Source organism: Sphingomonas sp. 1185 (assembly GCF_040544655.1).
GTDB lineage: Bacteria > Pseudomonadota > Alphaproteobacteria > Sphingomonadales > Sphingomonadaceae > Sphingomonas.
This window is the reverse complement of sequence record NZ_JBEPKL010000036.1, coordinates 1-24,454: the sequence shown is the minus strand read 5'-3', so window position 1 is coordinate 24,454 and position 24,454 is coordinate 1. Positions and strand designations below refer to the sequence as shown.

Here is a 24,454-nt window from a genome sequence, read left to right as displayed (position 1 = left end):
GCGCAGAAACAGTTTTGCCCAGAGTTGAGGTCATCCCTTGCACTTCGACTTCGCTCAGTGCGAACGTAAGATGGGATATGGGGCGACGATCCCTTTCGCTCCGTTCAGCCTGAGCGCAGTCGAAGGCCACGCGACCACGCTCGCCCCAGTCCGGGGATCTGGCCAGCAGATGTCGGGGTCCAAGTCCCTCCCCCGCTACCACCGACGCTTCACCGATCACGGCCATACCATTCATCCCGCCGCATCAGCTGGTCATACTCCGCATAAGGCGCATATTCGGGCACCAGTTTGGCGGTGAACGGCGCGTCCCCGGTCAGCCATTGCCCGGCCGCCTCGGCGAAATTCGACGCCGCGATGGCGACGAACTCGTCAGTGCGGATCCGCTCGCGCTTGCCGTCGGGGTCGACCGGGGTGGCGATATAGCCCAGCCCCTCGCGCCCGCGCCCCAGCGACCAATATTCGAAACCGCCCGCCTTGCCCGACACGCCCTCGAAACCGCCGCGCTCGGCGATCAGGCCCAGCAGCCCGAGTTGCAGGCTGAACCCCTCGCGCACCGCTGTGGTGGAGGGCGGCTTGCCGGTCTTATAGTCGATCACCACCAGCGCGCCGTCCGCCGCCTTGTCGATCCGGTCGAACCGTCCGGTCAGGGTGACGCCCGCCAGCTTGGCCTCGCCCTTGCCTTCCGCGCTCAGGACATGGCGGCCCTCGGCGGCCTTGGCGGCGACCTCGGCGGCGATCCAGTCGATCGCCTCGATCAGACGCGGCTGCCACAGCGCGCGCATCATCGGATGGGTCCGCTGGTCGCGCAGCATCGCCAGCGCACGCGGGCGAAGCGCCGAGACGTCGCAACGGTCCTCCTTCCACCACATCTCCAGGATGTCGTGGACGGCGGTGCCGCGCCACGCCGCGCTGGGATCGGCATCGACCGGGTCGAGCGGCGACAGGCGGAGCACGCGGCGCGCGTAAAAGGCGTAAGGATCGGCCTTCAGCCGGTCGACCTCGGTCACCGAAATGGTCGTGGGGCGCAGCGCGGCGGGCGGCTTGGGCGCGGGGCGATCCGCCGGGCTATAGTCGTCGGGCCGGTCGAGCCGTTCCGCCCAGCGCGCGAGCGTCGGATGCGCCTCGAACCGGTCGCCCGCCATCGCCTGAAGCCGCAGCCAGAAGCGCGAGGCGAGCGTCGGCCCGCTGGCGTCGCGGCGCGCGCGGGTCAGGATCGCGCGCGGCGCGCCCATCGCTTGCGCCAGGTCATGCGCGGCGATGCCGATCCGCTGCTCCAGGCCCACCAGCCCCAGCAGCGAGCGGATGCGCGGCGCCAGCCACGGATCGGGTGCGGGGCGGCCCGGCCAGACGCCTTCGTTCAGCCCGCCCGCGATCATCAGGTCGGCGGTCTGGAGGCGCGCCTCGATCGGGCCATAGATGGCGAGGCGCGGATGCTGCCCCTCGCGCGGGATGGCGCGGACCGCGATCTCGTCGAACAGGCTGCGCAGCAGGCCCGGCAATTCGGCGGGATCGACACGCGCGGGGCCGTGATCGGCCTGTTCCTCATAGCCCGCCAGGAATTCGGCGGCGGCACGCCCCGCCGGTCCGGTCCACAGCGCGTCGCCGCACAGGCTCTGCCCGCATTCGCGCAGACAGGCGAGCAGGGTGCGCAGGCCCTGCGGCCCGTCGCCAAAGGTCCGCCCGACCGCCTCCAGCATCGGCGCGGCCAGGCTCCAGAAGGCGGCGGCGGTCGGCTTGTCGGCGACATGCGCGGCGATCCCGTCCAGCCCCGGCGCCGGACGCGGCCCCCGGAGCGCCCGGTCAAGCGCACGCACGCCGTCCAGCCACGCCACCCGGTCCATCTCGCCACGGATCAGCGGATGCTTGAGCAGCGCCAGCAGCGGCAACGGCGCGAAATGCTGCGCCGCCGCCTCGGCCAGCTGGAGCAGGAACGTCCCCGGCAGCAGGATCGACAAGGGCCGCCCCGCCGTATCGTCGATCAGGATGTTCCACCGCCGACAATGCGCCGCCACCCGCCGCGCCAGCGCGCGATCGGGGGTGACGAGCGCCGCCGTGCGACCCGGCTCCTCGATCGCCTCGCGCAGCGCCAGCGCGATCGCCTGGGCTTCCTCGGCGGGGGTGGCAAGCTCGATGGTCGACACGCCCGACAGCCGCCGGTCCTCGGCGGGCATCTCGGTCCACTTGGCCGTAAAGTCCGCCGGGGCCATGGCATTGGCGATGGCGCGGCCGCGCACCGGCCTCGCGTCATAATCGCCGCCGCCACGCCACACCGTCACCTCGCCCCGTCCGACGCTCATCCGGTCGAGCAGCAGCTTCAGCGCATATTGCGGATGCGTCTCGATCGATCGCCGCGTGCGGCCGGTATCGGGGTCGGGCTTGTGGGGGCCCAGCGCATCCCATTCCTCGTCGGGCATGGTCAGGTCCAGCCCGGCGAACACCACCGATCCCCCCGGCATCTCCGACACGCAGCGCAGCAGCCGCGCGACCGCTGGCGCGGTATCGGTGACGCCCGCCGCACAGACGAACCCGGCGGGCTGCGCCTCGGCCCAGCGCGCGGTGATCCGGTCGAGCAGCAGCGTCCGCCGCTTCGCCGCATCGATCCGCCCCATCTTCGCCAGCACCGCAGGCCAGCGGTCGAGCACCACCGAGAAGGTCGCCAGCGCCGATTGCCAATGCTCGGTCAGTTCGGTACCCAGGTCGAGCGCGGCGAGTTCGGCCGGATCAACCTCCTCGACCAGCATCTGGTCCAGCGTGCGCGCCAGATCGCCCGCCAGCCGCACCGCCTCGGCCGCCGTGACCGGCTGACCGGCGCGCTGGCGTTCCTGCTCGACCAACCGCGCGAGGATCATCCGGCGCGCGGAGGGCGCGATGGCGGGCGGCGGGGGCGCCTCGGCATCCGCCGGATCGAGCGCGGAGCCCGCCGCCTCGCCCAGTTCGGGATCACCCAGCGCCACCATGCGCGGCAGGATCAGGCCGCCGCCGCTGGCGCGCACGAACGCCTCGGTCACGGCGCGGACGCCGCGATTGGTCGGCAGCAGGATCATGCCCTGCGCCAGCGTCAGCGGATCGCCGCCGGTACGCCGCATCAGCCCCGCGACCAGCGCATCGGCAAAGCCGCGATGCGCCGGGATCGTGTGCAGCCTCGGGCGGCGCGGCTCAGCCATCCGCGAGGATCAGTTCCGTCTGCGGAATGGCGCGCGGTGTGCCGACATCGAACCACAGCCCCTGATGCACCTGGCCATAGGCGCGCCCGGCCGCGATCGCACGGTCCCAGAACACATTGGTCGAAAAGGCCCCTTCGGGCGCATCGGCGATGATCCGGGGATGCAGGATCTGGAGCCCGGTATAGGAGAAGGGCGCGACCCGGCCGGGCCTGCGCCGCCCGGTGATCCGGCCATCGGCCCCCAGATGGAAATCGCCCTGCCCCTGATGATTGTGCGCGCGCGCCAGCGGCACCATCAGCAGCAGCGCGTCCATCGCGGCCTCGTCCCAGCGCGATGCCAGCAGGCGGATCGCGTCGACCGGCCCGTCGACCCACAGATTGTCGCTGTTGACCACCAGCACCGGCGCGTCCCCCAGCAGCGGCCGTGCCTTGACCAGCCCACCGCCGGTTTCCAGCAACTGGTCGCGCTCGTCCGAGATGACGATCTCGATCTCCGGGAACCGGTCGCGCAGATGCGCCTCTAGCTGGTCGGCCAGGTAATGGACATTGACCACCGCCCGCTCGACCCCCGCTGCGACCAGCCGGTCGAAGACATGGTCGATCAGCGGCTTGCCCGCCACCGACACCAAGGGCTTGGGCCGGGTCGCGGTCAGCGGGCGCATCCGCTTGCCGATCCCCGCCGCCATCACCATCGCGGTGCGCGGCACGAGGCCCGCCGGGGTGGGCCGAATGGAAAGCTGTCGGGTCATTCGCCGTCGCCCCGCGATGCAAGGACATGGGGATCGCCGCGCAACTCGGGCGGCACATTGTCGTCGAACCAGGCCGCGACCGGGGCCAGCACCGGCTGCGACAGGTCGCGTTCCAGATAGGCCCAGACGCGCGGGCAGAGCGCGGCATAGCGCGGCTTGCCGTCGCGCTTCCATAGCCGCGTGAAGATGCCCAGGATCTTGGCGTTCCGCTGCGCGCCCAGCACATGATAGGCGTTCAGGAACGCATCCCCCTCGCCCGTCGCGGCCAGATAGCGTTCCAGCATCGCCTGCTCGATCGACGGTTCGACATCGCGCCGCGCGTCCTGAAGCAGCGAGACGAGGTCATAGGCGGCATGCCCTGCCAGCGCGTCCTGAAAGTCGAGCAGCCCCAGCGTCCGCATCGGGCCGACCAGCATCAGATTCTCGACATGATAATCGCGCAGCACCGTGACGGGATTGTCGGCGATGGCATGGGCGAACACCCGGTCCCAGGCGGCGCGATAGCCCGCGACATCGACGTCCAGGCCAACGGTGGGCGTGTACCATTCGGGGAACAGCGCCGCCTCGCGGTGAAGGACGGCGGCGTCATAGGGGGCCAGCCCCTCGGGCGCGTGGCCGCGCAGCGCGGCGAGCAGGTCGACCGCATCGCCGTAGAGCTTCGCCGTCGCATCGGGATCGGCCTCGATCGCCTCGCGCATCCGGTCGTCGCCGAAATCCTCGATCAGGACCAGCCCGCGCACCTCGTCCGCGCCCAGGATCGCGGGCGCGGCAAAGCCCCGGCCGACCAGCCAGCGCGCGATCGCGATGAAGGGGCGCGGGTCCTCATGCGGCGGCGGCGCGTCCATCAGGACGGCGCTGTGGCCGCTACGCGTGACGCGGAAATAACGGCGAAACGAGGCGTCACCGGCGAGCGGCGCGATCACCGCCCCCTCCCATCCGACGCTTGCAAGAAAGGCGGCGGCGTCCGCCGGCGGGGTCATATCGGCCATCGCGCTTCCCAGCCCGAGGGGACCCTGGCTGTCAAGACACGTCCGCCATCCGGATCCATCTCCAGCGCCAGCGCCAGCGCCTGCGGCCAGGCATCGGGGCCCGCGCGGTCGGGCCATTCGACGACCAGCGCCGAGTCCCACAATGCCTCGTCCAGCCCCAGCTCCTCCAGCTGCTCCGGCCCGTCGAGCCGGTAGAGATCGACATGCAGCACGGGAAAGGCCGTCTCTGGCGGGGCATAGGGTTGGACGATCGCGAAGCTCGGGCTCGGCGCCTCGCCGGGCAGACCGAGCGCCGCCAGCAGCCCGCGCGCCAGGCTGGTCTTGCCCGCGCCCAGCGTGCCGGTCAGCGTCACCACGTCGCCGGGGCGGAGATGCGCGGCCAGGCGGCGGCCGAAATCCTCGGTGGCGGCGGCATCGGCCAGCCGGATCGTCATGGCTTTTCCTTTGCGGTCGGGATCTTGTCGGCCACCCTTCGCGGCAGTTCCACCGTGACCAGCGTCCCCTGCCCCGGTTCGGACAACAGGCTGATGGTGCCGCCATGCGCCTCGACGAACTGCTTGGCGAGCGGCAGGCCCAGCCCCAGCGCGCGCTCGCCGGTGGCCTTGATCCCCGGCTCGGCGAAGCGGTCAAAGGCGTGGGCGACCGATTGTTCGTCCATGCCCTGGCCGTCGTCGGACACCACGATCCGCGCCCGCGCCGAATCGCCGTCTGCATGGAGCAGGATGCGGCCGCCCTCGGGCGTCTGTTCGACCGCATGGCGCAGCAGATGCTCGATCGTCTCCTGCAGGCGGCGGCGGTCGCCGGTGATCCGGCCGAGCGAGCGGTGAATCTCGACCGCGAAGTCCAGCTTGCGCCGCCCCGCGACCGGACGGATCGTGTCCGCCGCCGCACGCGCGACGCGGCCCAGCTGCACATCCTCGCGCGCGATGTCAGCATCCACCTGATCGCGGGTCAGGTCCAGCACATCGTCAACCAGCAACCCCAGCCGCTCGGTCGATTCGAGGATCGCCTCGATATAGCTGATCGCGGTATCGGGCAGCGGCCCGGCAAAGCCGCCATGCAGCATCTCGGCAAAACCGCTGATCGAGGTCAGCGGGGTGCGCAGCTCATAGCTCATATTGGCGACGAAGGCGGTCTTGACCTTGTCCGCCGCCTCCAGCGCATCGGCCCGGTCGCGCGCGGCCTGTTCGGCACGCCTGCTGTCGGTGATGTCGAGCAGCGTGAACAGCGCGTTGCCGTCGGGCAGCGGCACGCCCGCAAATTCGAAATGCCGCCCATCGGCAAAGGCGACGCGCCCGCTGCGCTGCTGCCGCTCCAGCGTCGCGGACCGGACCAGCTCGACGATCAGCTCGGACCGGCTGGGGGTCGCGAGCCGCCCGGCGACCCGGTCGACAAAGGCATCGACACGCGGATGGCTGGACAGGAATTCCTCCTCCAGCCCCCAGAGCGCGCGGAAGCGGTTGTTCCACAGCTGCAACCGGCCATCGGCGGCGAAGACGCCCAGCGCCTCGAACAGATTGTCGAAGGTCGCGGTGCGCACCCGCAACAGCGTGTCGCGCGCGGAGGCCAGCTGCACCTCCTCGGTCCGGTCCTCGAAGATCAGCAGCAGGCCCCCATCGGGCAGCGGCTGGGCGACGACGCGCAAATGGGTGCCGCCGGGCAGATGCCATTGCTCCTCGATGCCGCCTCCCGCCTGGCGGAACCAGGCGGCGCGTTCGGCCTTCCAGCCGGGGAAGTCGCGGACCTCGGGACTGCGACTGGCCTCGCGCATCCGCTCGAGGACGCGGTCGAATTCGGGATGGTCGGCCAGCCATTCGGCGCGCATCGCGAACATCCGGCGGAACGGCTGGTTGCAGAAGACGAGGCCCCGGTCGGGCCCGAAATGCGCGACCGCCGCCGACAGCCGGTCGAGCATCGCGCGTTGCGCCTCGGCGAAGCGCTTGGCGCCCGCGCGCGACTGTTCCAGATCCTCGATATCGACCGCGAAGCCCGCAATGCCCCCGGTCGGCAGCGGCACGTCGAAGATGTGCAGCGCGCGCCGCGCGCCGTCGATCGTCGCGGGCAGAACCTGTTCGTGCGGCCGTCCCTGGTCGCGGGCCGCCGCCGCCCCCGCCAGCGGGCCGCCGCGCCCCGATCCCTCGACCAGTTCCAGCCCGCGCCCGACCACGTCGGCGGCATCGCGCCCCTCGACCGCCTCGACATAGGCAGTGTTGACCATGGCGAGCCGGAGGTCGTCGCCGCGATACCACATGGGCAGCGGCGCCGCCTCGATCAGCCCGGTCAGCGCCTGGAAGGCATTGCCCAGCCGCTTGGTCTCGGCATCCAGCCGCGCAATCTCGTCCTGCGCATCGGTCATGTCGAAGACCCAGACGACCACCGCGCCGCCCGCACCCTGGTCCTGCGGCGCGCGCGCGCCGTCGAACAACAGCGTCCTGGGCGATCCCTGCGGCCGGATGATCCGACGGAAACGCTTGCCGCTCTTCTGCGCGGCGATCAGGTCGATGCCCAGCGCGGCGCTGTCGTCGGGGGTCAGGCCACAGACCTCGTCCCCCAGTTCCTCGGGGAAGCGCGCGACATCGGGCAGGCCCAGCCAGTCGGCCAGGCGCCGGGGCATGTCGATCCGCCCGTCGCTGCGCACCAGCATCGCCTGCGCAGGCCCGGCGCGCAGCAGCGCATCCAGCCGGTCGCGCTCCAGCCGCACCGCCGAGGCTTCCTTGCGGGCGTGCAGCCCCAGGAACATCAGGACCATGCCCGTGACGATGACGGCGCACGCCGCCGCCCCCAGCAGAGCCGCCTCGACGCTGCTGATCGCGATCATCCGACAAGGTCCGGGGCAAGGCTGCGCATCCCTACTCCTCTAACCCGATCCGCCAGCGATGCGCCAGAATGAAGAAGAGCGCCGCGTGTCCCGCACGAAAAAGGGGGCCGCCCGGCCGGGCAGCCCCCTTCCCTTCCCGTCGGCCGGAGCCGAGCGGGATCAGTAGCGGTAGTGATCCGGCTTGAACGGACCCTCGACCGGCACGCCGATATAGGCGGCCTGCTTCTCGCTCAGCTTCGACAGCTGGACGCCCAGCTTTTCGAGATGGAGCGCGGCGACCTTCTCGTCGAGGTGCTTCGGGAGAACATACACTTCGTTCTTGTAGTTCTCGCCCTTGGTCCAGAGCTCGATCTGGGCGAGCGTCTGGTTGGTGAACGAGGCCGACATCACGAAGGACGGGTGGCCGGTCGCGCAGCCCAGGTTCACCAGGCGGCCCTTGGCGAGCACGATGATCTGCTTGCCGTCCGGGAACTCGACCAGGTCGGTGCCGGGCTTCACTTCGGTCCACTTGTAGTTCGACAGCGCCGCGATCTGGATCTCGGAGTCGAAGTGGCCGATGTTGCAGACGATCGACATGGGCTTCATCGCCTTCATGTGATCGGCGGTGATGACGTCGGCATTGCCGGTCGCGGTGACGAAGATGTCGGCGCGCTTCACGGCCTCATCCATGGTCACGACCTCGAAGCCCTCCATCGCCGCCTGCAACGCGCAGATCGGGTCGATTTCGGTCACGAGCACGCGCGCGCCGCCGTTGCGGAGCGACTGGGCCGAGCCCTTGCCCACGTCGCCGAAACCGGCGACCGCGGCGACCTTGCCCGCCAGCATGACGTCGGTGGCGCGACGGATCGCGTCGACCAGCGATTCCTTACAGCCATAGAGGTTGTCGAACTTCGACTTGGTGACCGAGTCGTTGACGTTGATCGCCGGGAAGGGCAGCTCGCCCTTCTTGGCGATCTCGTACAGGCGGTGAACGCCGGTCGTGGTCTCTTCCGACACGCCCTTCAGGTTCTTGACGGTCTGGGTCAGATAGCCCGGCTTCTTGGCGATGAACGCCTTGACCGATCGCTGGAACTCGACCTCTTCCTCGTTCTCCGGCTCGCCGAAGGTCTGACCAGCTTCCAGCTTGGCGCCCCACAGCGCGAACATGGTCGCGTCGCCGCCATCGTCCAGGATGATGTTGGCGGTGGTGCCGTCACCATTCTTGTCCCAGTCGAAGATGTCGCCGACATAGTCCCAATATTCGGCCAGCGTCTCGCCCTTCACGGCGAACACGGGAATGCCAGCAGCGGCGATCGCGGCGGCGGCATGGTCCTGGGTCGAGAAGATGTTGCAGGTCGCCCAGCGCACATCGGCGCCCAGCGCGGTCAGCGTCTCGATCAGCACGGCGGTCTGGATCGTCATGTGCAGCGAGCCGGTGATGCGCGCGCCCTTGAGCGGCTGCGCCGCGCCGAATTCCTCGCGCAGGGCCATCAGGCCGGGCATCTCGGTCTCGGCGATCTTGATCTCGGCGCGGCCGAAATCGGCCAGGCCGATATCCTTGATGACGTAATCGTTCTTGGTGGCAGCAGTCGTGGACACGACGAAACTCCGTGCAAAATGGGGCCGACCAAGACGTGGGAAACGCCGATCGGCACGGCCGACGCCTTAGCGGCGATCGCCCTAGGGATCAAATATAAAGATATCTTTATATCGTTGAGCGGGTATCGGATGCGGGTCGATACCGGCGGGAACGCAGGCTCAGGCCGTGCCGCCGCCGGTCACCAGCTGGCGTGGATCGACCCCCGCCGCGCCGAACGCCGCCTGCCACCGCGCGCCCGCGCCGACGTCGTAGAGGATGCGCGGCTCGCCGCCGACATTGAACCAGCATCCCGGCTCGCGCAGCTCGCCCTCCAGCTGGCCCGCATCCCATCCGGCATAGCCGAGCGCGACGATCCAGCGTTCCGGCCCCCGCCCCTCGGCGATGGCGCGCAGCACGTCGACCGTGCTCGACAGGACCCAGCGGCCGCCGACATCGACGCTGTCCTGCCCCTGCCAGTCATGGCTATGCAGCACGAAGCCGCGCCGGGGCTCGACCGGGCCGCCATAATGGACCGGCGCGTCGGGGGCGTCGCCGGGCGTGATGCCGAACTGGTCGAGCAGCGCGTGGAAACCGATGCCGTCGATCGTCGCGCCGACGCCGATGCCCAGCGCGCCGCCTTCGTCATGCGCGCACATCGCGATGATCGCATGATCGAAATGGGGATCGGTCATGCCGGGCATGGCCAGCAGGAATTGGCCGGAGAGATAGGTCAGTTGATGCACATCCCGACTATAGGGATCACCGCTTCGCCTCGCCATGCTTGAAATGCGGGGCGGCTTGGCGGCATGGACGGCCGCGACACCCGGCATGGTGCCGGGCCGCGATGCCCCAAGGATTGCAACGATGACGATCAAGGTCGGAGACCGCCTCCCCGCCGCCACGCTGGTCAAGGTGACGCCCGAGGGCCCCGAGCAGGTGAACGCCGCCGATTACTTCGGCGGTCGCCGCGTCGCGCTGTTCGCGGTGCCGGGCGCCTTCACCCCCACCTGCTCGGCGCAGCACCTGCCCGGCTTCATCGCCCAGGCCGATGCGCTGAAGGCCAAGGGCGTGGACGAGATCGCCTGCACCTCGGTCAACGACGCCTTCGTCATGAAGGCCTGGGGCCAGGTGCAGGGCGCGGGTGGCGTCACGATGCTGGCCGACGGCAATGGCGATTTCGCCAAGGCGGTCGACCTGACGCTGGACGGCACCAAGTTCGGCATGGGCCTGCGCAGCCAGCGCTACACCATGCTGGTCAATGACGGCGTGGTCGAACAGCTGTTCGTCGAGGCGCCCGGCGAGTTCAAGGTCAGCTCGGCCGAGCACCTCCTCAGCCAGCTCTGATCCAGCGGACGGCGCGGGGATTTGGATCGCTGGCGGAACAGCCCCAACTCCCCATGCGTTTTGCACGCGAGGATCAACAGACAAGAGGAACCATGGCATGACCACCTATGTCCCCCCCGAGAAGCAGGCCGAGGCCAAGAGCCTGGCCGAAAAGGCGCAGGGCGCGGCCAAGGCCGCCGGTGACACGGTGAAGAGCCACCCCTATGCCGCCGCCGGAATCGCGGCGGGCGTCGCGGCGGCGGTGGCCGGGGCGGCGTTCGGTGCGGCCAAGCTGCGCACCGCCAGCGACGACGAGAATTCGACGCAGGGCGCCTGACCCGACGGGGCGGGTGCGGACGGCCACGGCATCGTCCGCACCCGCTTGCCAGCTTCCGCGACCCACCCGCTTGTCAGCTTCCGCGACAGGGCCTAGCTCCTGTAGCATGACCAATGCCGTACAGATCGTCGAGGAACTCGACCGCCTCTACACCGCCTCCGTCACGCGGCTGAAGGACGCGCTGACCGCCTATCTTCGCGACGGCACCGTGCCCTCGCTCGACGACCGGGCGCATGGCTGTTTCGCCTATCCCGAAATCCGCCTGGTCTTTCGCGGCGACGTCGGACGCCCGACCCCGATGCGCTCCTTCGGACGGCTGGTATCGCCCGGCGACTATCGGATCAGCGTCACCAAGCCCGCCCTGTTCAAGGACTATCTGGTCGAGCAGCTGACCCTGCTGATCGAGGATTACGACGTCACCGTCGAGGCGGTGGCGGGGCGGCAGGAAATCCCCTTCCCCTATGTGCTCGATCCCGGCCATGCGCTGAGCCTGGACACGGTGTCGGCGGCCGAGCTGGCGCGCTTCTTTCCGGCGACCGAGCTGGCGCATATCGGCGACGAGATCGCCGACGGGCTGTGGATGACCGCCGACGGCAACCGGCCGCTGGCGCTGTTCGACGGGCTTCGCACCGACTTCTCGCTCGCCCGGCTGCGCCATTATACCGGCACGCCGCCCGAGCATTGCCAGCGTTTCGTGCTGTTCACCAACTATCACCGCTATGTCGACGAGTTCGTCCGCTGGGGCGCGTCGCAACTGGGCGAGGGGTCGCGCTTCACCGCCCTGTCGGGCGCGGGCGGCGTGGTGATCGAGCGGCCCGAGGATGTCGACAAGATCGTCACCGACAGCGCGTGGCGGCGGCACCAGATGCCCGCCTATCACCTGGTCGCCAAGGACGGCACCGGCATCACCCTGGTCAATATCGGCGTCGGCCCGTCGAACGCGAAGACGATCTGCGACCATCTGGCGGTCATGCGGCCCGAGGCGTGGCTGATGATCGGCCATTGCGGCGGGCTTCGTCCCAGCCAGCGGATCGGCGACTATGTGCTGGCGCACGCTTATCTGCGCGACGACCATGTGCTGGACGATGTGCTGCCGCCCGAAATTCCGGTCCCCGCCATCGCCGAGGTGCAGGTCGCGCTGGCCAAGGCGGCCGAGATCGTGTCCGGCCAGTCGGGTGACGACCTCAAGCGTCGCCTGCGCACCGGCACGATCGTCACCACCGACGATCGCAACTGGGAATTGCGCTATTCCAAGTCGGCGCTGCGCTTCTCGCTCAGCCGCGCGGTCGGCATCGACATGGAGTCCGCGACGATCGCGGCGCAGGGCTATCGCTTCCGCGTGCCCTATGGGACGCTGCTTTGCGTGTCGGACAAGCCGCTGCACGGCGAGCTGAAGCTGCCGGGCCAGGCCAACCGCTTCTATGAACGGGCGATCAGCGAGCATATGCGGATCGGCATCGAGACGTGCGAACAGCTCCGCCGCGAGGGCAACAAGCTGCACAGCCGCAAGCTGCGCGCGTTCAACGAGCCGCCCTTCCGCTGACCGGCAACCGGCGGCGGGGCGAAGCGTTACGCAGACGGACCGAAACAGGGGGAATGTCGATGGTCGATACACCGGACACCAAGAAGCCACGCCCGCCCCGCCGCCGCGCCGCGCCCAAGACGGCTGGCACCGCCGCGCCCCGGAAGCGTCCTGCGCCCGAACCGGTCGAGGACAAGCCGCGCGAAGAGGCCGAGCCCGTCGCGGCAGAGGATGAGGCCGCCGAGGCCCCCCAACCCGCCGCCAAGCCCAAGGCACCGCCCAAGCCGCGATCGACCAAGCGGACCACGCCGCGCAAGTCGCCGCCGCGCAAGCCCGCCCCCATCAAGCCCGCACCGGCACCGGCGCTGGGCAAGCATGGGCTCGACCGGGTTGGCGGCAAATGGGGGGTGGCGTCGATTTTAGGAAGTCTGGCGGCGGCCGCCGGGCTGACCGCGGCGCTGCTGTCGCTGCGGGGGAGTACGCCCAAGCGCGACAAGGGCGAAGGCGAAGACGGCAAGAAGAACTGATCCCCAACCTCCGTTCAGCCTGAGCGAAGTCGAAGGCCACGGGGAAAGCCTGTCTCCTTGGCCTATGGTCAGGCGTGGGCTTCGACTTCGCTCAGCCTGAACGGGCGTTGGGCTAAGCGCCCCTCCACCACCGCTTCGCGGCGGTCCCCCTCCCCATCAAAGATGGGGAGGATTTGGGGTGCCGCTTCATTCCTCCCCAAGCTGTGCTTGGGGAGGGGGACCGCTCGCGAAAGCGAGTGGTGGAGGGGCGGGCAACGCCATTCACCCCTCGCAACATCACCAACCCTGCGGCTTGCCCTTGTTCTGCTGGTCCAGCCACGCCTTCAGCGGTGCGAAATATTCGACCAGCGCCTTGCCCGACATCTCGCGGCTGCCGGTGAACACCTGAAGCGCGTCCGGCCAGGGCTTGGACTGCCCCATGGCCAGCATCGCGTTCAGCTTCTCGCCGACCTTCTTGTTGCCATAGAAGGAACAGCGGTGGAGCGGCCCCTTCCACCCGGCTTGGTCGCACGCCGCCTTGTAGAACTGGAACTGAAGCACCCGCGCCAGGAAATAGCGCGCATAGGGCACGCCCGCCGGGATATGGTACTTGGCCCCCGGATCGAACTTCGTCTCGTCCCGCGCGACCGGCGGCACCACGCCCTGGTACTTTAGACGCAGCGCGTCCCAGCCCGCCTGATATTGCCCCGCCGGAATCTGGCCCGAGAACACGCCCCAGCGCCACTTGTCGATCAGCAGGCCGAAGGGCAGGAACGCCACCTTGTCCATCGCCTGGCGCAGCAACAGGCCGATATCCTTGTCGGCGCTCGGCACCTTGGCGGGGTCGAGCAGCCCGATCTTCACCAGATAATCGGGCGTGATCGACAGCGCGACGGTATCGCCGATCGCCTCGTGGAAGCCGTCATTGGCGCCGTTCTTGTAGAGGAAGGGCTGGTCCTTATAGGCGCGCTGATAGTAATTATGGCCGAGTTCGTGATGGATGGTCACGAAGTCGTCGGCATTGACCTTCGTGCACATCTTGATCCGGATATCGTCCTTGTTGTCGACATCCCAGGCCGAGGCATGGCAGATCACCTCGCGGTCGGCGGGCTTCACGATCTGCGAACGCTGCCAGAAGCTCTGCGGCAGGGGCGCGAAGCCCAGCGAGGAGTAGAAGCCCTCGCCCGCCTTCACCATCCGGATCGGGTCATAGCCCTTGGCCTTCAGCAGCTCGCCGGTGTCATAGCCGACATCGCCCGCCCCCTTGGGCGCGACGAGGTCATAGATATTGCCCCATTCCTGCGCCCACATATTGCCGAGCAGGTCAGCGCGGATCGGGCCGGTCTTCGACTGGACGGCATCGCCATATTTCTCGTTCAGCTTCCACCGGACATAGGTGTGCAGCGCCTGGTACAGCGGCTCCAGCTCGCCCCAGATCCTGTCGGTCAGCTGCGCGAACTGCTCGGGCGGCATGTCATAGCCGGACCGCCATAGCGACCCGGCATCGACATAGCCCAGCTCCCTGGCGCCCTGGTTGGCGAGCGCGGTCATCTGCGCATAGTCAGGCCGCATCGGGGCGCCGACATTGTCGTGCCAGCTGACCCACATCTCCTTCAGCTTGGCGGGATCGCGCTCGCTGCCCATCGCGGCCTCGATATCCGATCCGTTGATCGGCTGGCCGTTCCGCAGCCCCTTGCCCTTGCCATAGGCCGAGGACATGCGCGTGGTCAGCATCGACAGCTGCGCCGCCGCGCCGGGCGTGGTGGGCGCGGGCAGCGTGATGCCGCCGCGCAGCAGGTCCAGCTTGCGCTTGGTATCATAGGACAGGCCCGGCAGCGCCTGATAGCGCGCCGCGCCCAGGCCGTAGCGGACCGCGAGATCGGTCATTTCCGCGCCCGAGGCGGCGGCCAGCGCGTCGGTGTCGTCGGTGATATAGGTCGCGTTGACCCAGGCGATCTGCTGCGCCCCGACCGACTTGTCGGCCAGCGTCTTCTCGGCCTCCGCGACGAAGGCATCGGCGCCCGCGACGGTGGCGGGGGGCTGGGTCGCGGCCGGCTGCGGGGCGGTTTGGGCATGGGCGGCCCCCGCCAGCGCGAAGGCGAGCACGGTGCCGGAAACGGCGGAGCGAAGCATCATTTTCCCCCTGAATTCATCACATTGCTCTCGAAGCGGAGCCGATGACGCGCAGTTGCGCGGCTTTGCCCGCCGCCGTCAAGCGGTCAGGAACCGGGCGATGGCCTCCCCCAGTTCGGGCTTGGTCACCGAACTCATGTGATTGCCCGGAATCTCGACATAGCGGCCGCGCGGCAGCGCGTCGGCCAGATCGACCGCCGCGCCATTGTCGAAATCCTCCACGCCCGCGACGACCAGAGCGGGCAGGTCGAACCCCTCAATCGCCGATAGCGGCGTGTCGGCGAAGGTGTTCAGGATATGCAGCAGCGCGACCGGATCGCCGCCGGTGGTCTTCAGGAACGCCTCCGCCATCCATTCGGGCGAACCGCGCTTATGCTCGCCCAGACGCGTCAGGATGTTGGTGAAATGATCGACCCGTCGACCGGTATGGAGCAGCCCCTCCAGCCCCATGCCCGCGAAGATCGCCTTGCCCGGCTCCGCCCCCGTGGCCAACATCCGGCTGACCGTCCGCGCGCCCAGCGAATAGCCGCCCAGATCATAATCGGTCAGCCCGAGATGCTCGACCAGCGCATGGCCGTCGCGGGTCAGCGCGTCCTTCGGATAGGCGGCGGGGTCATGCGGCTTGCCGCTTTCGCCATGCGCGCGCAGATCGGGCATGATGACCCGGTAGCCCCTGGCCGCGATCGCGGCGGCGTGGCCATAGCGGATCCAGTTGGTGTTCGCGTCGGAGAAATAGCCATGGATCAGGACGAGCGCCCGCCCCTCCCCCATTTCGCGCCACGCGATCGGCGTCCCGTCGAAGCTGTCGAAGAAGCGGGTTTCGGGGGCGGTTTCGGCCAAGGGTCAAATCTCCGGTAGGAAAGCGGGGCTACCGGATCGCCCTAATATAGATCGCGTGGGATGTGGACCCGTTTGCGGCCGGAATGCCGCGAACGGGCCCGTTTCCGATGGCGGAAAGACCGTGGCTCAGCCGACCGTGACGCCGACGATCCGCCACGCCCCCGCCTGATGCTCGAGCGTGACCGTCTCGATGACATCGCCCGATCTGGAATAGCGCGCGCGGAATTTCACCACCTCATAGCCATCGGGCGGCGCGGGCAGATTTTCCTGCGAGAGGAACGACCGCGAGACCATCGTCCCCATCTGGGCACGCATTTTTTCGGAGGCCGCCGCCCAAACCGCCTCGGTATTGATCCTGCGAAAAGCCAAGCCGGTCGCGCGGTAGCTGTCCGCCCAGCGTCCCTGATCGACCAGCGCCAGGAAGCGCTGCGCGGCGTCGACCACCGCCGGGTCGTGGGCGGCGGAGGCGGCCGGGGCATCCTGTGGCGACGTCGCGAGCATATGGGGCAAGCCGAAAAGGGCCATCAGGCCGAGGGCAAGGGTCATGAGCAAGACTCCTATGAGGATCGGGAAACGGCGTCCGCCGCGCCCCACGCCGTCGATCGGCGCCATGGCCTGATCCTCCGTCGCGGCCGGGCGGTCCTCCCCGATCGTCATGTCCCCCGACTTTTCGGGGGGTGGCGGGACGACCATGCCCCCTTCCGCATCGAGGAGCATCCGCGCCGCCTCCCGGCTGCTCGACACCGACAATTTGCGCCGCGCGTCGCGCAGCCGTTCGTTGATGGTGTGGACCGACAGGTCGAGCGTCTGTGCGACCGATTTGGCGTCATGCCCCCGGACGATCAGGCGCAGCGTCTGCTTCTCCTTGTCGGTCAGGGCCGCGAGGCCGTGGCGCTCCTTCATGGTCATCGGCGCGCCCTATGCCCGCGCGGTGCGTGTCGCCACCCCCAATAATTTGTACCCTTCGGGCGGACGATGGCGCGGGCCCGCCGCCCGCCATTTGGCTTGGCTAAGCAGTTGCGCTAAAAGGCGCCATGCCTGCCGCCAGAAGCGGGCCGATGGAGCGGATGCCGGACCCATAACCGGACGCTTGATGACCGCAACCACCGCTCCCGCCGCCGAGACCCTGCCGCCCAGCCCGATCGGGCGGCCGCATAGCCTGCTCGAAGACGCCTATGCCATCTTCATCGGCTGCACGCTGCTGATCGTGGGGCTGGTGTTCCTGAAAGCGGCGGGGCTGGTGACCGGCGGGATCGCGGGCGTCGCGCTGCTGCTGTCCTATCTGATCCCGCTGCCCGCGGGCGTGCTGTTCACGCTGGTCAACATCCCGTTCTTCCTGTTCGCGCACAAGGTGATGGGCGCGCGGTTCGCGGTGAAGACGGTGCTGGTCAATGTCGGGATCGGCATCGCCTCGGCGATCACGCGAGTGTCGGTGCATGTCGATGCGGTCCACCCGGCCTTTGCCGCGCTGGTGGGCGGTACGGTGATCGGCATGGGCATCTTGTCGCTCGCCCGACACCAGGCGGGGGTCGGCGGGACCGGGGTCATCACCATCTGGCTCTATCGCAAGCACGGATGGAATATGGGGCTGACCCAGGTCGCGCTCGACGTCGTGATCCTCAGCCTCGCCATCCCGGTGGTGACGGGCACCCAGCTGATCTGGTCGGCGATCAGCGCGGCGGCGATCAGCCTGATCCTCTTCGCCTGGCACCGGCCGGGGCTATATATGGGGCGGTGAACCCTTTATCCTCCCCGATACGGGGAGGTGGCGGCGCGCAGCGCTGACGGAGGGGGGCTTCCCGATAGGACTGCCCTTCGGAGAGCCCCCTCCACCATCGCTTCGCGATGGTCCCCCTCCCCGTTCCGGGGAGGATCGAGACTTACCCCTTCTTCAGGTGGCGACGGCCGAGCAGTTCGGCGATCTGCACCGCGTTCAGCGCGGCGCCCTTGCGCAGATTGTCGGAGACGCACCACAGCGACAGGCCGTTATCGACCGTCGAGTCCTCGCGCACGCGGCTGATGAAGGTCGCATAGTCGCCAACGCATTCGATCGGCGTGACGTATCCGCCGTCCTCACGCTTGTCGATCAGCATGACGCCGGGCGCCTCGCGCAGGATGTCCTGCGCTTCCTGTGCCGAGATCTCGTCCTCGAACTCGATGTTCAGCGCCTCGGAATGGCCGACGAAGACGGGCACACGGACGCAGGTCGCGGTCACCTTGACCTTGGGGTCGAGGATCTTCTTGGTCTCGGCGACCATCTTCCACTCTTCCTTGGTGGAGCCGTCCTCCAGGAAGCTGTCGATGTGCGGGATCACGTTGAAGGCGATCTGCTTGGTGAACTTCTTGGGCTCGGCGGGGTCGCCAACGAAGATGTTGCGGCTCTGCTCGAACAGCTCGTCCATGCCCGCCTTGCCCGCGCCCGACACCGACTGATAGGTCGCGACGACGACGCGCTTGATCGTCGCCTTGTCATGCAGCGGCTTGAGCGCCACGACCATCTGCGCGGTCGAGCAGTTCGGGTTGGCGATGATGTTCTTGGCCGTATAACCGTCGATCGCGTCCGGGTTCACTTCCGGCACGATCAGCGGCACGTCCGGGTCCATGCGATAGAGCGACGAATTGTCGATCACGATGCAGCCCGCGGCGGCGAATTTGGGGGCATAGACCTTGGTCGCGTCCGACCCGATCGCGAACAGCGCCATGTCCCAGCCGGTGGGATCGAAATGCTCGATATTCTTGATGGTGAGCATCTTGCCGGTCTCACCATATTCGATCTGGTCGCCCTGGCTGCGCGACGAGGCGACGACCGCCAGCTCGTCGATCGGGAATTCCCGCTCCGCCAGAATGTTGATCATTTCCCGGCCGACATTGCCCGTCGCCCCGGCGACCACCACGCGATAACCCATTAAACCCTCCACTCGGAAGCCTGAGCCGGTAGCGTCATTGCGCGGACACGTCCACCGACTTTACGAATAGTGCGCGTTTGGGAAAGGCAAGCGGGGGTTTAGGCGCTGACACGTCGCCCCAGCGAAGGCTGGGGCCTTTCGCCTTCACGCCAGCCGGTCGAAAAGGTCGTCCCAATCGGGATTGAGACTCTCGATCAGCCGTATCTTCCATTCCCGCTTCCAGGCCTTCATCGCCTTCTCACGGGCGATGGCATCCTCGATCCGGCCATGTTCCTCGGCGTAAACCAGCCGGTGCAGCCCGTAGCGACGACAAAATTCCGCGCCCTTGTCGGTGCGATGCTGATGAATGCGCGCCGCCAGATGTGCGGTGACGCCGATATAGAGGACGCCGTCCGGCTTGTTGGTCATGATATAGACCCAGCCCGGCATCGGTCAGCCTATGCGGCGAAAGGCCCCAGCCTGCGCTGGGGCGACGGTTCTGAGCGTATCAATCATGCGTACTGGCCGCCCAGGTCGCGTGGGCGATGCCGTGGACGCTCTGGAAATGATCGGTGATCCGGTCGAGTTCGCCCGCCTCGACGATGGTGCTGGTCAGGATCGCGGTGACAGTCACTTGGTCCTCGCCCCGCTCCTCGCTATCCAGTTCGCCGACCGGCAGGCCCGCGCCCTCCAGATGTTCGACCAGCAGGTCGCCGACCGGTCCGGCCTGCGCCGCGCTGGTGGTCAGGCTGACCGAATAGGTCGCCTCGACATGCCGCCCCTCGACGGGGATGCGGTTAATCGCATCGACCAGCGGGCGCAGCGCGGTGTTGGCGAGCAGGACGATGCCGGTCAGCAGCACCGCCTCGGCCACCATGTCGCTGCCCGCGATCGAGCCGACCGCCGCCGAGCACCACAGGGTTGCCGCGGTATTCAGCCCGCGGACGTTCATCCCCTCCTTCATGATGACGCCCGCGCCCAGGAACCCGATCCCCGACACGACATAGGCGATGATGCGGATCGACTCGACATTGCCGCCTAGCCGCTGGCCCAGGTCGACGAACGCCGCCGCGCCGATCGCGACCAGCGCATTGGTACGCAGGCCCGCGGTCCGCTGGCGATATTGCCGCTCGGCCCCGATCACCGTGCCCAGCACGAAGGCGGTCAGATAGCTGACCAGCGTGTCGAGGAACGGCCAGAGGTGGAAGGTCTTCAGGAATGCCATGCCATGTCCATACATCCTCCCCGTTACGGGGAGGTGGCAGCGCGCCAGCGCTGACGGAGGGGGCGTGCCGCACAGGTCACCCCTTGCCGCCAGCCCCCTCCACCATGCTGCGCATGGTCCCCCTCCCCGTGCCGGGGAGGATCGGGATCACTTCGCCGGCTTATCCTTCACCGTCCGGTTCAGGAAGTTCAGGATCGTATGCCACAGATGCTCGGAAATGCCCGGCCCGCCGACGCGGTGGGTCTGGCCGGGATAGAGCATCATCTCGAACGGCGTGTCGGTCTTCTGCATCTCGGCGGCAAACGCGGTGGCGTTGTCGAGGAAGACATTGTCATCGGCCATGCCGTGGATCAGCATCAGCGGATCGCGGATCTTCGCGGCATCCGTGATCGCCTGCGACGTCGCATAGCTCTTCGGATCGGTGCGCGGGTCGCCCAGATAACGCTCGGTATAATGGGTGTCGTAAAGCTGCCAGTCGGTCACCGGCGCGCCCGACACGGCGGCAGCATAGACGCCAGGCGTCTTCTCCAGCATCTTGATCGACATATAGCCGCCATAGGACCAGCCATAGGTCGCGATCCGCGCGGGATCGACGAAGGGCAGGCTCTTCAGATAATTCGCCCCTGCAAGCTGGTCGGCGACCTCGACCGTGCCCATCGCGTGATAGATGGCATCCTCGAACGCCTTGCCGCGATTATACGAGCCGCGATTGTCGATCTGGAAGAAGATCCAGCCCTGATCGACCAGATATTGCGGCAACGCCCCTTGCCAGCCGCGCGTGACCTGCTGGCCGGTGCCGGGGCCGCCATAATGCTGGAAGAAGACGGGATATTTCTTGCCCGGCTCCAGCTTGGGGGTGATCATCTCCCAATAGAGCGTGGTGCCGTCATCGGCCTTGATCGTGCCGAACTGCGTCTCGCGGTGGCTGGCGAGATAGGGCGCATAGGGATGGCCCGCGACAATCGCGTTCTCGTTGATCCAGCTCAGCCGCTTGCCCGTGGTGTCGGCCAGATAGACCTGGGTCGGCTGGCTCGGGCTGGAGCGCGAGACGATGAAGCGGCTGGCCGAGGAGTCCATCGTGGCGCTGTTGGTATAGCCGCGCTCGGTCAGGCGGGTGACGACGCCCGGATGCGCGATGTCGACGGCATAGAGATGCTGTTCGAGCACATCGTCCTTCAGCCCGGTGAAGTAGAGCCGCCCCTTGGCCTCGTCGACGCCGACCAGATTGGTGACGACCCAGGGGCCCTTGGTCAGCTGCGTCCACTGGCCGTTCGCGAAGTGATAGAGATGGCCATAGCCGTCGCGCTCCGACCGCCAGATCAGGCTGCCGTCCTTCATCGGGCGATAGGCGTCGGACAGGTTCAGCCAGCTGCGCTGGCCCGAACGCTCGGTAAAGAGGATGGTCGACTTGCCGGTCACCGGGTCGACGCGCAGCATGTCGAGCGTCTTCTGGTCGCGGCTCTCGCGCTGGACCAGCAGGGTCTTGCCGTCCGGCGTCCAGTCGACGCGCGCCAGATAGATGTCGGGGTTGGTGCCCAGATCGACCTTCACCCGGCCCGACCCGTCCGCCTTCATGACATAGAGGTCGACCAGCGCATTGGGCGTGCCCGCCGCCGGATAGCGCTGTTCATAGACCTTGGTGCCCGCCGCACCGATGGCGGCGCGGACCGCGACCTTGACCGGCGCATCGTCGAACCGCTCGACCGCGATGTAACGCTCGTCGGGGCTCCACCAATAGCCGGTGAAGCGGTGCATTTCCTCCTGCGCGACGAATTCCGCCTCGCCGAAATGGACGGTGCCGCCGCCTTCCTTGGTCAAGGCCCGCGCCTCTCCGCCCGCCAGCGGCATGGCCCACAGATTCTGGTCGCGCACGAAGCTGACATAGCCGCCCTTGGGGCTGACGATCGGGTTCAGCTCGCCGCCCGGCGTGTTGGTCAGGCGACGGACCTGTCCGTCCAGCCCGGCGAGATAGAGATCGCCGTCCAGCGGCACCAGGATCGACTTGCCGTCGGGCGCCCAGTCATAGGCGACGATGCCCTTCGACCCGCCGATGCGCGCGCGTTCGCGCTGCATCTTCTCGGCCTCGGACAGTTCGGCGCCCGAGCCGACCTTCTTGGAGTCGACCAGCATGCGTTCCGCGCCGGTGCGGGTGTCGCGCGCCCAGAGGTCCAGCCGCTCGCGCTCGTCGGCGCGCGGGCGCAGCGAGGTCAGCAGCGTGCCGTCGGGCGACAGGCGCAACCCGCGCGGCTGCGACCCCGACAGGTCGGGACTGCCGAACACGCGCGCCAGGGTCAGTTCGCCCTGCTTTTCCGGTTCAGCCGCCATGGCGGGCGCCCCCAATCCCATCGCGATCGACGCCCCGACCGACGCCAGCGCCAGACCCAGCACCCATTTGCGCATTCATACCACTCCAAGCCTCATTGCCGCCGGGGGCGCCCCCGGCGCGTTGCCGGGCGTTATCGCGACGAGACCGCGTTCCGTAAAGCCGGATCGACACCATGTCGGATCGGCGGGGATCGGCCCGTCCCGCTCCCCGCGATTTTCCGCAGATCGCAATGCTTTCCATTATTCGTAAACCGGCCGTTAACGAATTTGGATTAGGCCGAAACTCCGGGGTCGGAAGGCGCATCCTATCCGCGCACGGCCTCCCTGGTCTTTTTCGGAATGGACATGGCAAGCTCGACGGCCTTTGACATACAGAATGACCGAAGCGGCGATATCGGGGCGATCATGGCGCGCCTGGGCAGCGCCGGGCACCCGCATGTCCAGGCGCTGTTGCTGCCGCAGGCGTTGCTCCACGACCTGACCGACGCGGTCCATGCGGTCTGCGCGGTGCATGGCAATCACCCCTGCATGATCGATTACGCGATGGCGCGCGGCATCCAGATCGACACCCTGCCATGGCTGATCCAGTCGTCCACCGCCTTTGCCCATGAACGCGCCTATCTGGCGCATCTGACGTCGGCGGCAGGGCCGCTGCCCTCGACGCCGGGACAGGCACAGACCGATGCGGCGCTGACCCAGTTGCGCCACACGCTGGAAATGCTGGCCAATTCGGACCGGCGCGGCTGCGCGACCGGCGCGGTCTCCGCGCTGATCCTCGACTGGCGCGCGATCCGGCAGGTGCTCGACCAGGCGGCACGGCGGTTCGGGCTGGCCTCGCTGCCCGGCACGATGCCCGATCCGATCCTGGAAGACCCCGAAGACGATACCGCCATCGGCCTCGCGCGTGCGCGCGGGTTCGGTGCGACCCAGCTGTTCGTCCAGCATCGCGGCCTGTGGAACATCCTGGAGGCGCGGGCCAGCGCGCGGCGCGGATAGCCCCGTGGCGGTCGCAAAGCCTCGATCGGTCGCGGCGAACGCTCGGCTGATCGCCCTAAGGCCGCATTAACCATCTTGTACAGTTCACGATTAAGCGAGGTTCGTTACCGTGACAGAGATGAAAGGCGTGGTGTCCAAGGCAACTCTCTCACTCTGTGCGCTGACGGTCGCCATCCCTTCGGACGCGCGCTCGCTGCTGGATTATGTCGGCCAGTGCGTCCCCTTCGCGCGGCAAGCCTCGGGCATCTCGCTTTATGGCGATGCCTGGACTTGGTGGTCGCAGGCGGCGGGGAAATATCCGCGCGGCCACGCCCCCCGGGTCGGTGCGGTCGTCGTCTTCGAAAAGACCAGCCGCCTGCCGCTCGGCCATGTCGCGGTGGTCAGCCGCGTGGTCGAGGACCGGGTGCTGATGCTGACCCATGCCAACTGGTCGATCCAGAATGGCGAACGCGGCCATGCCGAGCAGGACGTCACGCTGTTCGACGTGTCGCCCGCCAATGACTGGAGCGTGGTGAAGGTCTGGTTCCGCGATTCGGACGGCCTGGGCAGCACGACCTATCCGATCTACGGATTCATCTATGGCAATGGCCGCACCGCGCCCGAACTGACCGGCGCCAAGCCCGATTATGTCGGCGCGCTGATCGACGCCTATGTCGCACGCTGATTGTCGGTAACGGCGCGTCATGATAGGCTGACGCCCGTCATCTGGGAGGATGCCGATGCTGTCGCTGCTCGCCTTGCTCGCCCTGTCCGCCGCCGATGAGGCGTGGCCCGTCACCCCGACGCTGGGCCGGTTGCCCGAACGCTGCGCACCGAAGGAAAGGCGGGTCAGCCGCAAGACCCCGAGCGTCGGTCTGCACAAGCTGAACGAGATGCCCGATGCCGACCCGCAATATGCCGTGATCCGCGAGATCGACGGCTGTCCGGTGCCGGTCAAGGCCGACAAACCCCTGAAGCCCCAACGCTAAGGCCGGTCGCCATTCAGCGATGCCTTCCCTCGCCCCTCGCAGAGGGGAGAGGGTTGCGCAGACTTGGCCTTTGCGAAAGCAAAGGCTTAGTCGGAGCTGGGTGAGGGGTGGGCGCTC

Annotated in this window: 22 protein-coding genes; 8 read left to right on the top strand and 14 right to left on the bottom strand. The window is 68.0% G+C overall.

Features of this window, described 5'->3' with window-relative positions:
* Window positions 1-209: 209 nt before the first annotated feature.
* The 7 genes from ABIC44_RS17670 to ABIC44_RS17640 form a co-directional block, all read right to left on the bottom strand.
* Window positions 210-3,164, bottom strand: a complete 2,955-nt coding sequence (locus tag ABIC44_RS17670) for a PD-(D/E)XK nuclease family protein (RefSeq protein ID WP_354296760.1) — start codon at window positions 3,162-3,164, stop codon at window positions 210-212.
* Window positions 3,157-3,912 (bottom strand): nucleotidyltransferase family protein, encoded by a 756-nt coding sequence (locus tag ABIC44_RS17665; RefSeq protein ID WP_354296759.1) that lies wholly within the window; start codon window positions 3,910-3,912, stop codon window positions 3,157-3,159. The genes ABIC44_RS17670 and ABIC44_RS17665 overlap by 8 nt, the downstream gene beginning before the upstream one ends.
* Complete coding sequence (locus ABIC44_RS17660; RefSeq protein WP_354296772.1) at window positions 3,909-4,892, bottom strand: aminoglycoside phosphotransferase family protein; 984 nt, start codon at window positions 4,890-4,892, stop codon at window positions 3,909-3,911. The genes ABIC44_RS17665 and ABIC44_RS17660 overlap by 4 nt, the downstream gene beginning before the upstream one ends.
* Window positions 4,889-5,335 (bottom strand): tRNA (adenosine(37)-N6)-threonylcarbamoyltransferase complex ATPase subunit type 1 TsaE, encoded by a 447-nt coding sequence (tsaE, locus tag ABIC44_RS17655; RefSeq protein WP_354296758.1) that lies wholly within the window; start codon window positions 5,333-5,335, stop codon window positions 4,889-4,891. Before tsaE ends, ABIC44_RS17660 begins: the two co-directional genes overlap by 4 nt.
* Window positions 5,332-7,719: a sensor histidine kinase gene (locus tag ABIC44_RS17650; RefSeq protein WP_354296757.1), complete on the bottom strand. Its 2,388-nt coding sequence runs from the start codon at window positions 7,717-7,719 to the stop codon at window positions 5,332-5,334. The genes tsaE and ABIC44_RS17650 overlap by 4 nt, the downstream gene beginning before the upstream one ends.
* A gap of 159 nt (window positions 7,720-7,878) precedes the next feature.
* A complete protein-coding gene (gene ahcY / locus ABIC44_RS17645) occupies window positions 7,879-9,297 on the bottom strand; it encodes an adenosylhomocysteinase (RefSeq protein ID WP_307099625.1) in 1,419 nt (472 codons plus the stop codon).
* Between the two features lie 159 nt (window positions 9,298-9,456).
* Window positions 9,457-10,020 carry a YqgE/AlgH family protein gene (locus ABIC44_RS17640; protein ID WP_354296756.1) on the bottom strand — a complete coding sequence of 188 codons (564 nt, stop codon included), beginning with the start codon at window positions 10,018-10,020 and terminating at the stop codon, window positions 9,457-9,459.
* 121 nt (window positions 10,021-10,141) lie between these two features.
* Here ABIC44_RS17640 and ABIC44_RS17635 point away from each other — a divergent pair, with 121 nt between their 5' ends.
* From ABIC44_RS17635 to ABIC44_RS17620, 4 genes are all read left to right on the top strand, one after another.
* Window positions 10,142-10,621, top strand: coding sequence for a peroxiredoxin (locus ABIC44_RS17635; protein WP_354296755.1), 480 nt, complete (start codon window positions 10,142-10,144; stop codon window positions 10,619-10,621).
* Between the two features lie 97 nt (window positions 10,622-10,718).
* The gene (locus ABIC44_RS17630; RefSeq protein WP_307099630.1) at window positions 10,719-10,937 is read left to right on the top strand and encodes a hypothetical protein; all 219 of its coding nucleotides are present in this window, start codon (window positions 10,719-10,721) and stop codon (window positions 10,935-10,937) included.
* 106 nt (window positions 10,938-11,043) lie between these two features.
* Entirely contained in the window at window positions 11,044-12,480 is a 1,437-nt protein-coding gene (locus ABIC44_RS17625) for an AMP nucleosidase (protein WP_307099632.1), read from the top strand.
* Window positions 12,481-12,539: 59 nt separating this feature from the next.
* The gene (locus tag ABIC44_RS17620) at window positions 12,540-12,986 is read left to right on the top strand and encodes a hypothetical protein (RefSeq protein ID WP_354296754.1); all 447 of its coding nucleotides are present in this window, start codon (window positions 12,540-12,542) and stop codon (window positions 12,984-12,986) included.
* Window positions 12,987-13,262: 276 nt separating this feature from the next.
* On the opposite strand, the gene ABIC44_RS17615 is transcribed toward ABIC44_RS17620, so the two are convergent.
* The 3 genes from ABIC44_RS17615 to ABIC44_RS17605 all read right to left on the bottom strand — a co-directional run bounded on the left by ABIC44_RS17615 (window position 13,263) and on the right by ABIC44_RS17605 (window position 16,847).
* On the bottom strand, window positions 13,263-15,098 hold the full coding sequence (locus tag ABIC44_RS17615) for a M2 family metallopeptidase (protein ID WP_354296771.1): 1,836 nt from the start codon (window positions 15,096-15,098) through the stop codon (window positions 13,263-13,265).
* A gap of 78 nt (window positions 15,099-15,176) precedes the next feature.
* The gene (locus ABIC44_RS17610) at window positions 15,177-15,938 is read right to left on the bottom strand and encodes an alpha/beta fold hydrolase (RefSeq protein WP_307099637.1); all 762 of its coding nucleotides are present in this window, start codon (window positions 15,936-15,938) and stop codon (window positions 15,177-15,179) included.
* 126 nt (window positions 15,939-16,064) lie between these two features.
* Window positions 16,065-16,847 carry a helix-turn-helix domain-containing protein gene (locus tag ABIC44_RS17605; protein ID WP_354296753.1) on the bottom strand — a complete coding sequence of 261 codons (783 nt, stop codon included), beginning with the start codon at window positions 16,845-16,847 and terminating at the stop codon, window positions 16,065-16,067.
* A 184-nt stretch (window positions 16,848-17,031) separates the two neighbouring features.
* Here ABIC44_RS17605 and ABIC44_RS17600 point away from each other — a divergent pair, with 184 nt between their 5' ends.
* Window positions 17,032-17,676, top strand: a complete 645-nt coding sequence (locus ABIC44_RS17600; RefSeq protein WP_307099641.1) for a YitT family protein — start codon at window positions 17,032-17,034, stop codon at window positions 17,674-17,676.
* A gap of 142 nt (window positions 17,677-17,818) precedes the next feature.
* Here ABIC44_RS17600 and ABIC44_RS17595 read toward each other — a convergent pair whose 3' ends face one another.
* The 4 genes from ABIC44_RS17595 to ABIC44_RS17580 form a co-directional block, all read right to left on the bottom strand.
* On the bottom strand, window positions 17,819-18,844 hold the full coding sequence (locus ABIC44_RS17595; RefSeq protein WP_307099643.1) for an aspartate-semialdehyde dehydrogenase: 1,026 nt from the start codon (window positions 18,842-18,844) through the stop codon (window positions 17,819-17,821).
* 144 nt (window positions 18,845-18,988) lie between these two features.
* Window positions 18,989-19,273: a GIY-YIG nuclease family protein gene (locus ABIC44_RS17590; protein ID WP_354296752.1), complete on the bottom strand. Its 285-nt coding sequence runs from the start codon at window positions 19,271-19,273 to the stop codon at window positions 18,989-18,991.
* Window positions 19,274-19,331: 58 nt separating this feature from the next.
* Window positions 19,332-20,048 carry an MgtC/SapB family protein gene (locus ABIC44_RS17585; protein WP_309696282.1) on the bottom strand — a complete coding sequence of 239 codons (717 nt, stop codon included), beginning with the start codon at window positions 20,046-20,048 and terminating at the stop codon, window positions 19,332-19,334.
* Window positions 20,049-20,195: 147 nt separating this feature from the next.
* On the bottom strand, window positions 20,196-22,448 hold the full coding sequence (locus ABIC44_RS17580; RefSeq protein ID WP_502959865.1) for a S9 family peptidase: 2,253 nt from the start codon (window positions 22,446-22,448) through the stop codon (window positions 20,196-20,198).
* Window positions 22,449-22,718: 270 nt separating this feature from the next.
* Here ABIC44_RS17580 and ABIC44_RS17575 point away from each other — a divergent pair, with 270 nt between their 5' ends.
* The 3 genes from ABIC44_RS17575 (at window position 22,719) to ABIC44_RS17565 (ending at window position 24,337) form a co-directional block, all read left to right on the top strand.
* Window positions 22,719-23,369 carry a DUF6975 family protein gene (locus ABIC44_RS17575; protein ID WP_354296751.1) on the top strand — a complete coding sequence of 217 codons (651 nt, stop codon included), beginning with the start codon at window positions 22,719-22,721 and terminating at the stop codon, window positions 23,367-23,369.
* 118 nt (window positions 23,370-23,487) lie between these two features.
* A complete protein-coding gene (locus ABIC44_RS17570; RefSeq protein WP_307104560.1) occupies window positions 23,488-24,033 on the top strand; it encodes a CHAP domain-containing protein in 546 nt (181 codons plus the stop codon).
* A 55-nt stretch (window positions 24,034-24,088) separates the two neighbouring features.
* A complete protein-coding gene (locus ABIC44_RS17565) occupies window positions 24,089-24,337 on the top strand; it encodes a hypothetical protein (RefSeq protein ID WP_354296750.1) in 249 nt (82 codons plus the stop codon).
* Window positions 24,338-24,454: the final 117 nt, after the last annotated feature.